Annotated in this window: 10 protein-coding genes; 2 read left to right on the top strand and 8 right to left on the bottom strand. The window is 61.8% G+C overall.

Features of this window, described 5'->3' with window-relative positions:
- Positions 1-2: 2 nt before the first annotated feature.
- The 3 genes from pyrB to argF all read right to left on the bottom strand — a co-directional run bounded on the left by pyrB (position 3) and on the right by argF (position 4012).
- On the bottom strand, positions 3-938 hold the full coding sequence (gene pyrB / locus ACP39K_RS15140) for an aspartate carbamoyltransferase (RefSeq protein WP_004933375.1): 936 nt from the start codon (positions 936-938) through the stop codon (positions 3-5).
- 289 nt (positions 939-1227) lie between these two features.
- On the bottom strand, positions 1228-2796 hold the full coding sequence (locus tag ACP39K_RS15135; RefSeq protein ID WP_048795040.1) for an ABC transporter substrate-binding protein: 1569 nt from the start codon (positions 2794-2796) through the stop codon (positions 1228-1230).
- A gap of 196 nt (positions 2797-2992) precedes the next feature.
- Entirely contained in the window at positions 2993-4012 is a 1020-nt protein-coding gene (gene argF / locus ACP39K_RS15130) for an ornithine carbamoyltransferase (RefSeq protein ID WP_048795039.1), read from the bottom strand.
- 162 nt (positions 4013-4174) lie between these two features.
- Between argF and rraB the strand changes: the two genes are divergently transcribed.
- Positions 4175-4600 carry a ribonuclease E inhibitor RraB gene (rraB, locus tag ACP39K_RS15125; RefSeq protein ID WP_004933365.1) on the top strand — a complete coding sequence of 142 codons (426 nt, stop codon included), beginning with the start codon at positions 4175-4177 and terminating at the stop codon, positions 4598-4600.
- A 178-nt stretch (positions 4601-4778) separates the two neighbouring features.
- Complete coding sequence (gene miaE / locus ACP39K_RS15120) at positions 4779-5543, top strand: tRNA isopentenyl-2-thiomethyl-A-37 hydroxylase MiaE (protein WP_015376459.1); 765 nt, start codon at positions 4779-4781, stop codon at positions 5541-5543.
- Between the two features lie 15 nt (positions 5544-5558).
- Here miaE and ACP39K_RS15115 read toward each other — a convergent pair whose 3' ends face one another.
- The 5 genes from ACP39K_RS15115 to pepA all read right to left on the bottom strand — a co-directional run bounded on the left by ACP39K_RS15115 (position 5559) and on the right by pepA (position 13176).
- The gene (locus ACP39K_RS15115) at positions 5559-7166 is read right to left on the bottom strand and encodes a GMC family oxidoreductase (protein WP_033638869.1); all 1608 of its coding nucleotides are present in this window, start codon (positions 7164-7166) and stop codon (positions 5559-5561) included.
- Positions 7167-7391: 225 nt separating this feature from the next.
- Positions 7392-7895, bottom strand: coding sequence for a GNAT family N-acetyltransferase (locus tag ACP39K_RS15110; RefSeq protein ID WP_033638868.1), 504 nt, complete (start codon positions 7893-7895; stop codon positions 7392-7394).
- 199 nt (positions 7896-8094) lie between these two features.
- Positions 8095-10971, bottom strand: a complete 2877-nt coding sequence (locus tag ACP39K_RS15105) for a valine--tRNA ligase (RefSeq protein ID WP_197758640.1) — start codon at positions 10969-10971, stop codon at positions 8095-8097.
- A 12-nt stretch (positions 10972-10983) separates the two neighbouring features.
- On the bottom strand, positions 10984-11433 hold the full coding sequence (locus ACP39K_RS15100) for a DNA polymerase III subunit chi (protein WP_016929275.1): 450 nt from the start codon (positions 11431-11433) through the stop codon (positions 10984-10986).
- Between the two features lie 231 nt (positions 11434-11664).
- A complete protein-coding gene (gene pepA / locus ACP39K_RS15095) occupies positions 11665-13176 on the bottom strand; it encodes a leucyl aminopeptidase (protein ID WP_004933352.1) in 1512 nt (503 codons plus the stop codon).
- Positions 13177-13338: the final 162 nt, after the last annotated feature.

The raw sequence follows: 13338 nt of genomic DNA, 5'->3' as shown, positions 1-13338 counted from the left end.
CCTTAAAGAGCCAAATCTGCGTTGAGCACCAGCGCCAGCAGCGCCTGGCGGGCGAAGATGCCGTTGCCCGCCTGCTGGAAGTAGTAAGCGTGCGGCGTTTTATCCACGTCGGTGGCGATCTCGTCGATGCGCGGCAGCGGGTGCAGCACCTTGAGGTTGGCGCGCGCGCCGGCCAGATCCGCGGCGCGCAGCACGAACTGCGCCTTCACGTTGGCGTACTCGGACGGATCGAGGCGCTCTTTCTGCACCCGGGTCATGTAGAGAATATCCAGCTCCGGCACCACTTCTTCAATGCTGCCGTGCAGGCTGTACTCGATGCCTTTCTCTTCCAGCATTTTCAGGATGTAGGCCGGCATCGCCAGCGCGTCCGGGGCGATGAAGTAGAAGCGGTTGCCTTCGAACTTGGCCAGCGCCTGGGTGAGCGAGTGCACGGTGCGGCCGTACTTCAGGTCGCCGACCATGGCGATGCTGAGGTTGCTCAGGCGCCCCTGGGTTTCCTGGATGGTGAACAGATCCAGCAGGGTCTGGGTCGGGTGCTGGTTGGCGCCGTCGCCGGCGTTGAGCACCGGCACGTTGCCGGAGAACTCCGAGGCCATGCGCGCCGCGCCTTCCTGCGGATGGCGCATCACGATGGCGTCCACGTAGGTACTGATCACCGAGATGGTGTCGGCCAGGGTTTCGCCTTTCTTGCCGAGCGAGGTGTTGCTGCCGTCGGCGAAACCGACCACCGAGGCGCCGAGGCGGTGCATCGAGGTTTCGAACGACAGGCGGGTACGGGTCGAGGCTTCGAAGAAGCAGCTGGCGATCACCTTGTGTTTCAACAGCTCCGGCTGCGGGTTGGCTTTCAGACCGGCGGCGGTGCGCAGCACCAGCTCCAGATCCTCGCGGCTGAGATCGTTAATAGAGATGATGTGTTTGTGATACAGCGGGTTGGCCATTTTTCACTCCTCCTCGACGCGTGCCCGTGGCGCGGGACTTTTTAAGGCAAAAAAAAGCCCCTCAATGAGGGGCTTGAAAAGATCGGTTTAGCAACAGGAGAAACAACGGCAGCTGGCCGCCGATAGGCAGTCGGTTTTGTCGATTGCGGCTAACAAAACAAACGTCGTTTTTCATGCTTTCTCCTGGCAAATTGTGGCGCATTATACTCGCGCTTTTCGCCACTGCAAGCGTTAAAACGCCGTTTTTTTCCGCCCCGCAATCGATTGGCCGGCGATGGCCGCTCGCCGGCTATTTGCTGACGCGATCGTAGTAGACCATGTCGGCGTTCAACCCTTGTTGATAGCCTTTGACGTTGTCGCGCAGCACCACTTCGGTTTTAGCCTGATCGATAAACACGTACGGCGAACTGCGCTGCAGCTCCTGCTGCATGGCGGTGTACAGCGCGCGGCGCTTGGCCGGATCGGCTTCGGCCAGCGCCGCCAGCGTCTGCTTATTCAACTGCGGGATCTGCCAGCCGTTCAGCCCGGCCACCGTGCTGCTCTTGCCGTCGTTGTAGGCGAAGGCGCTGGCGTTGGAGTGGGCGTCGAAGTAATCCGGGATCCACAGCCGGATCGCCGCCTGATGCTGCCTGGCGCGCACGCGCGAGTAAACCTGGCTGCCCGCGGCCGGCAGCAGCTCGATTTTCACGCCGGCGGCGGCGAAGCTGCCCTGCAGCGCCTGCGCGATGGTGATGAACGGCGGTTTGTTCTCCACGTCCAGCGTAAAGGCGGCGTGGGTGATGCCCGCCTTGGCCAGAATGGCTTTCGCCTTGGCCGGATCGTAGCTGAACGGGTTGGTCTCCAACGCGCCCGGCAGCCCGACCGGCAGGAAGCTCTGGTGCACGAAGTATTGGCCCTTCAGCAGATCCTTCGTGATGCCCTGATAATCCACCAGGTAGCGCGCCGCTTCCCAGAAGGCCGGGTTGTTCAGCAGCGGATTGGCGCCGTTGCCGGTGTTGAACACCAGATAGTTTTGCTCGGCGGACGGGATCTCCAGCACCTTGACGCCCGGCTGGTTCTTCAGCGTGTCGGTCTGGTCGGCGCCCAGTTCGCGGGCGATATCGGCGTCGCCCTGCTGGAGCAGCAGGCGGCGGGTGGCCGGATCCGGCACGTTTTTAATGATGATGTTTTTCAGCTGCGGCCTGTCGCCCGGCGTGGTGGGATTGGCGTCCAGCACGATCGCCTGGTGCGGCTGATAGACGCGCATCTTGAACGGACCGCTGCCGGCGGAGTGCATCTTCAGCCAGGCGTTTCCGAAGTCGCCGTCTTTGACGTTGGCCAGCGCCGCTTTGCTGTCGACGATCGAGGCGATCGGCGTCGAGAGGATATTCAGCGCCACCGCTGGGCTGACGTCCGCCGTCCAGCGCAGCTGCACGGTATGTTCGTCGATCTTCTTGAGCTGCGCGTCGATGTTGTCCGGCTGCCAGCCGAGCACGTTGAGGATGAACGCCGGCGACTTGTTCATTTTCACCGCGCGGCTGTAAGAGAAGATCACGTCGTCGGCGGTCAGCGGGTTGCCGGAGGCGAACGCCGCCTGCGGCCGCAGCTTCACCGTCAGCGTTTTGGCCGCCGCATCGCCCCGCCAGCTTTCCGCCAGCACCGGCGCCACCTTGGCCGGATCGTCGCGATCCGCCTGTACCAGCCGCTGATACAGGCTGGGCACCGTCTGGATGCTGGAGAGTTCGTTGGCTTCCGCCGGATCGAGGCTGACGATGTCATCCAGCGATTGCACCACCACCAGCGTATTCGGCGGCGTGGCGGCCAACGCGGCGGCGGGCAGGGCGGCGAGCAGGAACAGCGGCAAGAGTTTGGCTTTCATCGGTGTGTATCCCCTGAAGGCGCCGCAGGGCGGCGCTGAGAACGGTTTGTTATCGTTGGTTTTTACGGCGCGGGCGCCGTCGGCCTGTCACGGTAGAACCTTTGCCGGCGGCGGGCAAAGGTCAATGCGCTATTTGATATTCCTGGAATATATTAGCCGCCCTGGCCGGGGGCGCCAGGGCGGAGGAGGAGGACTGTCAGAGGGTTTCGCTCAGCGTGGCGACCAGCACCGCCTTGATGGTATGCAGCCGGTTTTCCGCCTGATCGAACACCACGCTGTGCGCCGACTCGAACACCTCGTCGGTCACTTCCATGCCGCCGTGCAGATCGTACTGTTGCGCCATCTGCTTGCCGAGCGTGGTTTGGTCGTCGTGGAACGCCGGCAGGCAGTGCAGGAACTTCACGTTCGGGTTGCCGGTCAGTTTCAGCATCGCCATGTTGACCTGATACGGCCGCAGCAGCGCGATACGCTCTTGCCAGGTCTCTTTCGGTTCGCCCATCGACACCCACACGTCGGTGTAGAGGAAGTCGGCGTCTTGTACCCCTTCGGCGATGTCTTCGGTCAGGGTGAGTTTCGCGCCGGTTTGCTGCGCCAGCGCCTGGCATTCGGCCACCAGCTCCGGCTGCGGCCAGCAGGCCTTCGGCGCCACCAGCCGCAGATCCATGCCCGCCAGCGCGGCGGCTTCCAGCAGCGTGTTGCCCATGTTGTTGCGCGCGTCGCCGACGTACGCCAGCTTCACTTCACTCAGCGCCTTGCCCGGCAGGTGTTCCTGCACGGTGAGCAGATCCGCCAGCAATTGGGTAGGGTGGAACTCGTCGGTCAGGCCGTTCCACACCGGCACGCCGGCATGTTCCGCCAGGGTTTCCACCAGCGCCTGGCCGTAGCCGCGATACTGAATGCCGTCGTACAGGCGGCCCAGCACCCGGGCGGTGTCTTTCATCGACTCTTTATGGCCGATCTGGCTGCCGCTTGGGCCGAGATAGGTCACCTGCGCGCCCTGATCGAATGCGGCAACTTCGAAAGAGCATCGCGTGCGGGTCGAGTCTTTTTCGAAGATGAGCGCAATGTTTTTGCCCTGCAGCCGGCGCGGTTCCCGCCCCTGCTTTTTGGCCTGTTTCAGATCGGCCGCCAGCTTCAGCAGCGCCTGCAGTTCGGCGGGGGTGAAATCCATTAACCTCAGAAAGTGACGTTGGTAGAACGCATTGCCGGTGCTCATAGTCCGATTCCCTGATTGTTTAATTGAATTAAAATTCACTTTATATGTATGAATATTCAATTTCAACCCCGGCGAGGAAATCTTTCACGTTTATCGTGGAAGCAATGTCGGCGGTGTGTGAAAATAGAAGGAATGAAGGCCATTTGACTTGAGGATATAGGCATGGCAAACCGCGAATTGCTGGAAGAACAACGTGAAGAGACCCGCCTGATCATCGAAGAACTGCTGGAAGACGGCAGCGATCCGGACGCGCTCTACACCATCGAGCACCATCTGTCCGCCGAGAAATTTGAGGTTCTGGAGCAGGCTGCCGTTGAAGCCTTCAAGCTGGGCTACGAAGTGACCGACGCCGAAGAGCTGGAAGTGGAAGACGGTTCGCTGGTGATGTGCTGCGACGTGATCAGCGAAGTCGGCCTGAACGCCGAGCTGATCGACGCCCAGGTCGAGCAGCTGGTGGCGCTGGCGGAACGCTGCGGCGTCAACTACGACGGCTGGGGCACCTACTTCGAAGATCCGAACGGTGAAGACGGTGAGGATGACGAAGACGGCGACTACATCGACGAAGACGACGACGGCAAACGCCACTAATTAACCCCGCTTATTCACATGGGTCGGCTCTCGCCGGCCCCTGATATCCCCGTCGTCTTTCAAGCTGCAGCGTTGTTGGCTGCACTCTCTCACCCCAGTCACTTACCTGAGTAAGCTCCTGGGGATGAGTGAGCTGGCCGCCTAGCTGCAACTTGAAATACATAGGGCAATGAAGCCGATGACATACCAATCCCTGTTAGCCCCGATTTTAAGCTTCCTGCACTGTGAAACTCCCGACGCCTGGATCGACGCCGCGCGCCGTCCGGAAAACCTGCAGCTGTTGCTGACCGACCACCTGGTGTGCGAGCTGAAGGCCGCGCAGACCGGCATGTGGCTGATCCGCCGCTACGTGGCGGACAAAGAGAGCGGCGACGCGCTGTTGGCGCTGCTGCGGCCCTACGAGGCGTTTCTGCACGAGGCGCAGGGCGCGCCGGACACGCTGTTCCGCCAGGGCCAGTTCACCCGCAAGATCCTGCCGAAAAATGGCTCGGCCTACGGCCAGGATTTGGCGGATCGCATGGTGCTGTTGATCAAGGAAGAGCTGCATCACTTCTCGCAGGTGCTGGAGATCATGCAGGCGCGCGGGATCCCATATCGCAAGATCACCGCCAGCCGCTACGCTAAGGGGATGATCCGCGAGATCCGCACTCACGATCCGGCGACGCTGATCGACAAACTGATCTGCGGCGCCTACATCGAAGCGCGATCCTGCGAACGCTTCGCCAAACTGGCGCCGCACCTGGACGACGAGCTGAACCGCTTTTACGTTTCGCTGCTGCGATCCGAAGCGCGGCATTATCAGGACTACCTGACATTGGCCGAGCAGATCGCCGGCGGCGACATCAGCGAACGGGTGGCGCATTTCGGCCGCCTCGAAGCTGAGCTGATCCTGTCGCCGGACAGCGAGCTTCGCTTCCACAGCGGCGTGCCCGCCGCCGCCTGACGTTGAGGCGCGCCCTTACTGCGGCGCGCCCAGCAACAAATCTACCGCCTTTTCCGCCAGCATGATGGTCGGCGCATTGGTGTTGCCGCTGGTGAGCTGCGGCATCACCGAGCAGTCGATCACCCGCAGCCGTTCAAAACCGTGCACCCGCAGCTGCGGATCGGTCACCGCGTCCTGCGGCGACGGCCCCATGCGGCAACTGCCCACCGGGTGATACACCGTCTTGCAGAAGTTGCGCACGAATTCTTCCAGCTGCGCTTCATCGCGCGTCCACTCCGGCTGCGGCATCAGCAGATCTTTGATCAGCGGCTTCAGCGCCGCGGTTTGCAGGAAATCCAGGCCGAACTTCACCGCGCGCACGCTGCCGGCCAGATCGTCCGGGTGGCCGAGGTAGTTGGCGTGCAGCTTGACCGGATCGCGCGGGTTGCTGCTGCGCAGCTGCACTTCGCCGCGCGCCTTCGGCTGCAGGTAGCCGACCTTGAGCGTGAAGCCGTGAATGTTCGGCAGCGGCTCGCCGGGCACGTCGTCCCAGCTGTCCAGCAGCGGCAGGAAGTGGATCTGCACGTCCGGCCGGCCGTCGCCCTGGCTGTCGGTGAAGGCGGCGCCTTCCAGCACGTTGGATGAGAGCACCCCGCTGCGAAACGCCAGCCACTGCGCGCCGTGGCTCAGCGCCTGCAGGCCGCGATCGGCGCCGAACAGGCTGATCGGCTCGCGGGTGCTGACGTTGATCGACATGTGCAGATGGTCGTGGAAGTTTTTGCCCACCGGCAGATCCGCCCGCACCTCGATGCCCAGCTGCTGCAGGTGGTCGCGCGGGCCGATGCCGGACAGCATCAGCAGCTTCGGCGAACCGACCGCGCCGGCGCTGACGATCACCTCTTTGGTGGCGCGCGCGGTCACTTCGGCGCCGCCGTTCTGGCTGTAGACCACGCCGGTGGCGACGTTGCCCTCGAAGGTCAGCCGGTGCGCCAGGGCGTTCAGTTTCACCACCAGCCGCCGTTCGTCGCGCACCGCCTTCAGGTAGGTGCGGGCGGTGCTGGCGCGCTCGCCGTTGTGGGTGGTGGTTTGGTAGAAACCGACGCCGTGCTGGCTGTCGCCGTTGAAGTCGTTGCGATAGGGCAGGTTCAGCTCCTGGCCGGCGCGGATAAACGCCATGCTGAGCGGGTGGCGATAACGGTTTTCGCTGACCGGCAGCAGCCCGTCGGCGCCGTGGTAGTCGTCCGACAGGCTTTCGTTGGCCTCGGCGCGTTTGAAGTAGGGCAACACCTCGCGGTAGCTCCAGCCGGTGCAGCCGTAGCGTTCGGCCCAGTCGTCGTAGTCTTGCGGCTGGCCGCGCAGGTAGATCATGCCGTTGACCGAACTGCTGCCGCCCAGCACCTTGCCCTGCGCGATCTGCATGCGGCGGTTGTTGGCATGCGGTTCCGGCTCCGTCTCGTAGGGCCAGCTCTTTTTGGCGATGATTTTGGCCACCCCGGCCGGCATCTTGATAAACAGGTTATTGTCGTCGCCGCCGGCTTCCAGCAGCAGCACCCGCGCCTGGGTGCGGCGGATCAGCTGCGCCGCCAGCACGCAGCCGGCGGAACCGGCGCCGACAATGATGTAATCAAAGGTATTTTCCGACATGACAGCTCTCCGTGCGCGATTGGGATACTGGCAGAGTAACGCGGGGGAAAAGGCGGTCAATTTGCGATCGTTAATTTATTAACGAACTTCACATTAAATTTACATCGTGGTTTTTAACGTCAGTTTATCTGCTTGAAAAACGGCGTTATAGCGAGTTTTACTGATTGATTGCGATATTAATAAAAAAGGCGCAGCAAGCTGCGCCCTGATGAAGAGGCGGGGCGATTACAGCGTTTTCAGCATGGTGACTTCACAATCGACGTGGCCGGTGGCGCCCATCGCGTGGTCGATGTGTTCAAAACCCAGGTGTTCGTACAGCGCGACGGCCTGCGTCAGGCTGGCGGTGGTTTCGAGATAACAACAGCGGAAGCCGTGCTGGCGGGCGAAATCCAGCGCCTGCAGCGCCAGGCGTTTCGCCAATCCCTTGCCGCGCAACACCGGCAGGAAATACATCTTCTGCAATTCGCAAATATCGTCGGCGCCGCCCTGCAGCGGCGCGACGCCGCCGCCGCCGGCGACCTGGCCGTCCACCTCGATCACCCAGTAAGCGCTGCGCGGCAGGCTATAGAGCTGATACAGGGCGTCCAGGTTGGGATCGGAGACGGTATAGCCTTTATCCGCCGTCAGGCCGTGCTCGGCGGAGACTTCGCGAATGACGTGAGCAATGGCGGGATTGTCTTCCGCCGTGATGGGGCGCACCAGCAGGCGCGCCGGGGTTGCTGTTGTCATGTTTACACTCGCCATTGAAAGAGACCACGTTCGTTTTTCATTTTTATCGCAGCGCGAAACGCGCCGGGGGTTATTTCCCGGCGGCGTCCCTGCAGCAGTAATATCTTGTAATAACATCTAACCCGGCCCGGATGCAACGGCGATAAAAAAACAGCGGGGAAGACCCCGCTGTTTTTAGGCGTTGGCGTGAGCCGGTGGATTACAGCGCAGCGATGGTCGCCTGCTGTTCCTGCAGCTTCACTTTGCCTTCTTTGCAGGCCGCCAGACGATCGCGTTCTTTGGCGACCACCGCTTCCGGCGCGCGCGCCACGAAGCCTTCGTTCGCCAGCTTGCCTTCGATCGAAGCGATTTCCGCATCCAGTTTGCCCATCTCTTTGGCCAGACGCGCGATCTCGGCGTCCTTGTCGATGAAACCGGCCATCGGGATCAGCAACTCGGCGCCGTCCACCAGCTTGGTGACGGAGACCGGGCCTTTCTCACCGGCCGGCAGCAGCGCGATGGATCCCAGGCGCGCCAGGCGGGCGATAAAGCTCTGGTTCTCCTGCACGCGGCGCTGGGCGTCGGCGCTGCAGTTGCGCAGCAGCACGTCGAGCGCTTTGCTTGGCGCGATGTTCATCTCGGCGCGAATGTTGCGCACGGCGATGATGGTTTGCTTGATCCACTCTAGATCGTTCAGCGCCTGCTCGTCTTCCAGCGCGGCGTCGTAGGCCGGGAACGGCTGCAGCATGATGGTGTCTGCGGCCGTGCCGGTCAGCGGCTTCACGCGCTGCCAGATGGTTTCGGTGATGAACGGAATGATCGGGTGCGCCAGGCGCAGCAGCGCTTCCAGCACGGTGATCAGCGTGTGGCGGGTGCCGCGCTGTTCCGCTTCACTGCCGTTGCTCACGACAGGCTTGGTCAGCTCCAGATACCAGTCGCAGAACTGGTTCCAGGTGAATTCGTACAGGATGTTGGCCGCCAGATCGAAGCGGTAGGTATCCAGCGCTTCGCGGTAGGCTTTCACCGTGCGGTTGAATTCGGCCAGGATCCAGCGATCCGCCAGCGACAGCACTTTCTCGCCGCCGTTGAAGCCGCAGTCGTGCGCTTCGGTGTTCATCAGCACGAAGCGGCTGGCGTTCCACAGCTTGTTACAGAAGTTGCGGTAGCCTTCCAGGCGCTTCATGTCCCAGTTGATGTCGCGGCCGGTCGAGGCCAGCGCCGCCAGGGTGAAGCGCAGGGCGTCGGTGCCGTGCGGCTCGATGCCGTTCGGGAACTGCTTCTCGGTGCGCTTGCGGATTTTCTCCGCCAGCTGCGGCTGCATCATATTGCCGGTGCGTTTTTCCAGCAGGTCTTCCAGCGAGATGCCGTCGACCATGTCCAGCGGGTCGATCACGTTGCCTTTCGACTTGGACATCTTCTGGCCTTCGTCGTCGCGGATAAGACCGGTCATGTAGACGGTCTTGAACGGCACCTGCGGCTTGCCGTTTTCATCCTTGATGAAGTGCATGGTCAGCATGATCATGCGCGCGATCCAGAAGAAGATGATGTCGAAGCCGCTGACCATCACGCTGGTCGGGTGGAAGGTTTTCAGCGCGTCGGTCTGCTCCGGCCAGCCCAGGGTGGAGAAGGTCCACAGGCCGGACGAGAACCAGGTGTCCAGCACGTCTTCGTCCTGGGTCAGCACCACGTCGGCGCCCAGGTTGTTCTCGCTGCGCACTTCTTCTTCGCTGCGGCCCACATAGACTTTGCCGTTCACGTCGTACCAGGCCGGGATGCGGTGGCCCCACCACAGCTGACGCGAGATGCACCAGTCCTGAATGTCGCGCATCCAACTGAAGTACATGTTTTCGTACTGCTTCGGCACGAACTCGATTTGGCCCTGTTCGACCGCTTCCACCGCCACTTTGGCCAGCGGCGCGGTGCGCACGTACCATTGGTCGGTCAGCATCGGCTCGATCACCACGCCGCCGCGGTCGCCGTAAGGCACCGTCAGGTCGTGCGGTTTGATCTCGTCCAGCAGGCCCAGATTTTCGAAGGCGGCGACCACCGCTTTACGCGCCGCGAAGCGCTCCAGGCCGCGGAACTCGGCCGGGATCTCGCTGCAGTAGTCGGTGCAGACTTCGCCCAGGGTGTTGAACACTTCCGCTTCCTGACGGATGTCGCCGTCGAAGGTCAGAATGTTGATCATCGGCAGGCCGTGGCGTTTGCCGACTTCGTAGTCGTTGAAATCGTGCGCCGGGGTGATCTTCACGCAGCCGGTGCCTTTTTCCATATCGGCGTGTTCGTCGCCGACGATGCGGATGCGACGGCCGACCAGCGGCAGAATGATCTCTTTGCCGATCAGGTCTTTATAGCGCGGATCTTCCGGGTTGACCGCCACGCCGGTATCGCCCAGCACGGTCTCCGGACGGGTGGTGGCGACCACCAGGTAGTCTTTGCCCTCGGCGGTTTTCGCGCCGTCGGCCAGCGGATAGCGCAGGTGCCACATCGAGCCTTTGGATTCGCGGTTTTCCACTTCCAGATCGGAGATGGCGGTGCGCAGCTTCGGATCCCAGTTCACCAGGCGCTTGCCGCGGTAGATCAGATCTTCTTTGTGCAGACGGACAAACACTTCGCGCACCGCGTTCGACAGGCCTTCGTCCATGGTGAAGCGCTCGCGCTCCCAGTCCACGGAGTTGCCCAGACGGCGCATCTGACGGGTGATGGTGCCGCCGGATTCCGCCTTCCACTGCCAGATCTTGTCGATGAACGCGTCACGGCCGTAGTCGTGGCGGGTTTTGCCTTCTTCTGCGGCGATCTTGCGCTCCACCACCATCTGGGTGGCGATGCCGGCGTGGTCGGTGCCCGCCTGCCACAGGGTGTTTTTACCCTGCATGCGCTGATAGCGAATCATGGTGTCCATGATGGTCTGCTGGAACGCGTGGCCCATGTGCAGGCTGCCGGTGACGTTCGGCGGCGGGATCATGATGCAGAAGCTTTCCTGGCTGGTATCGCCGTTCGGCTTGAAGTAACCCTGACTCTCCCAGTGATCGTACAGCTTCTGTTCGATCTGTTTTGGGTCGTATGCGGTGTCGAGCTGACTGTTTGTCTTTTCCATTCTTTATCGTATTCAGTGAGTTGGCGGCGTAGCCGTGGTCAAATGGAAGCCGACGCTGCGATAGGCCTTGTAACGGTCGCGCGCCAACTGTTTCAGAGTGTCTTCGTAAGGAACGAAGTCTACCACTTCATGGAAAGCGGTAGCAAAGTCGGCAAACTGCGGCAGCAGGGCGATCAGCAGATCGCGCGGGGCATTGCCGCGCTTGCCTGGCCAGCACAGTTCCACCGGCGCGCCGTAGTGCGGCCCTTCGCCGGCCAGGTTGTGCGGCACGAATTCATGCGGCTCGCGCTGCCACAGCGCTTCGTCCAGCCGCTGGGCCTGCTCCTGGCTCTCGCAGGCGATCAGCACCCGCTTGCCGGAACGCCAGCGTTCGGCGGCAACGGCGCAGGCCACGGCCTCATGGGCGCTGAGCGCGCCTGACGGTTCCGCGTTGTCGAGCAAATAAAACGTCGCCTGTTTCATTAAGGATCCACCGCTGCCGATAAAAAAACAGGGCACAACATGTAGGTTGCGCCCTTTTTGGGAACGGAGCAGATAACTCTACCCCTTCGCTGCTGAGAGGATTATATACCCAATAGATTTCAAGTTGCAGCTAGGCGGCAAGTTCGTTCATCCCCAGGAGCTGACATCAAGTCAGTGACTGGGGTGAACGAATGCGGCCAACAACGCTGCGGCTTGAAAGATGAAGGGTATTTAATCGTCGCCGTTCAGGCCTGCACGGTTCAGTAAGAACTGCGACAGCAGCGCCACCGGGCGGCCGGTCGCGCCCTTGGCTTTACCGGAGCGCCAGGCGGTGCCAGCGATGTCCAGGTGCGCCCAGGTGTACTTGCGGGTGAAGCGCGACAGGAAGCAGGCGGCGGTGATGGCGCCACCAGGGCGGCCGCCGATGTTCGCCATGTCGGCGAAGTTGGAGTCCAACTGCTCGTAGTACTCGTCGGCCATCGGCAGGCGCCAGGCGCGGTCGCCGGCCTGCTCGGAAGCGCCCAGCAGCTCGTGCGCCAGCGGGTTGTGGTTCGACATCAGGCCGGTGATGTGGTGGCCCAAGGCGATCACGCAGGCGCCGGTCAGGGTGGCGATGTCGATCACCAGTTCCGGCTCGAAGCGCTCGACGTAGGTCAGGGTGTCGCACAGCACCAGGCGGCCTTCGGCGTCGGTGTTGAGCACCTCGACGGTCTGGCCGGACATGGTGGTCAGCACGTCGCCCGGACGATACGCCCGGCCGCCCGGCATGTTTTCACAGCCGGCCAGCACGCCGATCACGTTCAGCGGCAGGTTCAGCTCCGCCACCACGCGCATCACGCCGTACACGGTCGCCGCGCCGCACATGTCGTATTTCATCTCGTCCATGCCGTCGGCCGGTTTGATCGAGATGCCGCCGGAGTCGAAGGTCAGCCCTTTGCCTACCAGCACGATCGGCTTAGCGTCCGGATTTGGGTTGCCCTTATATTCCATCACCGACATCAATGATTCGTTCTGCGAACCGGCGCCGACCGCCAGATAGGCGTTCATGCCCAGCTCTTTCATCTGCTGTTCGCCGATGACGCGGGTGGTGATGTTGGTGCTGAAGGCGTCCGCCAGCTGACGGGCCTGCGAGGCCAGGTAGCCGGCGTTACAGATGTTCGGCGGCATGTTGCCGAGATCTTTGGCCGCCTTGATGCCGGAAGCCACCGCCAGGCCGTGCTGGATGGCGCGCTCGCCGCTGGTGAGCTCACGGCGGGTCGGCACGTTGAACACCATTTTGCGCAGCGGACGACGCGGCTCCACCTTGTTGCTTTTCAGCTGATCGAAGGTGTAGAGCGTCTCTTTGGCGGTTTCCACCGCCTGACGCACTTTCCAATAGGTGTTGCGGCCTTTCACGTGCAGCTCGGTCAGGAAACAGACCGCTTCCATCGAGCCGGTGTCGTTGAGGGTATTGATGGTTTTCTGGATCACCTGCTTGTATTGGCGCTCATCGAGCTCGCGCTCTTTGCCGCAGCCGATCAGCAGGATGCGCTCGGAGAGAATGTTGGGCACATGGTGCAGTAGCAGCGTCTGCCCGACCTTGCCTTCCAGTTCGCCGCGGCGCAGCAATGCGCTGATATAACCATCACTGATTTTGTCGAGTTGTTCTGCGATAGGGGACAGGCGGCGCGGTTCGAAAACGCCGACTACAATACAGGCACTGCGCTGTTTTTCCGGGCTACCGCTTTTTACACTGAACTCCATGCACTCTCCTGAATCTTAAAGACAAAGGCGGACGCTACGGCTAGAATAACCGACTCCGTAACGATCTCCCGCCATTTGAGTTAACGGATTATGTTAACCTGAACGGCGTAAATTGCTCTGTTTTGGCGACTATAAGCAAGTTCCTATAGGACACCCAAACGG

The organism is Serratia sp. EC4 (genome assembly GCF_059652115.1).
Note: the sequence above shows the minus strand (reverse complement) of the source record. Positions and strands in the feature narration are given on the sequence as shown.

Bases quoted from the DNA above. Each gene is read 5' to 3' on its own strand.
- pyrB (WP_004933375.1), bottom strand. From the start codon at position 938: ATGGCCAACCCGCTGTATCACAAACACATCATCTCTATTAACGATCTC.
- ACP39K_RS15135 (WP_048795040.1), bottom strand. From the start codon at position 2,796: ATGAAAGCCAAACTCTTGCCGCTGTTCCTGCTCGCCGCCCTGCCCGCC.
- argF (WP_048795039.1), bottom strand. From the start codon at position 4,012: ATGAGCACCGGCAATGCGTTCTACCAACGTCACTTTCTGAGGTTAATG.
- rraB (WP_004933365.1), top strand. From the start codon at position 4,175: ATGGCAAACCGCGAATTGCTGGAAGAACAACGTGAAGAGACCCGCCTG.
- miaE (WP_015376459.1), top strand. From the start codon at position 4,779: ATGACATACCAATCCCTGTTAGCCCCGATTTTAAGCTTCCTGCACTGT.
- ACP39K_RS15115 (WP_033638869.1), bottom strand. From the start codon at position 7,166: ATGTCGGAAAATACCTTTGATTACATCATTGTCGGCGCCGGTTCCGCC.
- ACP39K_RS15110 (WP_033638868.1), bottom strand. From the start codon at position 7,895: ATGACAACAGCAACCCCGGCGCGCCTGCTGGTGCGCCCCATCACGGCG.
- ACP39K_RS15105 (WP_197758640.1), bottom strand. From the start codon at position 10,971: ATGGAAAAGACAAACAGTCAGCTCGACACCGCATACGACCCAAAACAG.
- ACP39K_RS15100 (WP_016929275.1), bottom strand. From the start codon at position 11,433: ATGAAACAGGCGACGTTTTATTTGCTCGACAACGCGGAACCGTCAGGC.
- pepA (WP_004933352.1), bottom strand. From the start codon at position 13,176: ATGGAGTTCAGTGTAAAAAGCGGTAGCCCGGAAAAACAGCGCAGTGCC.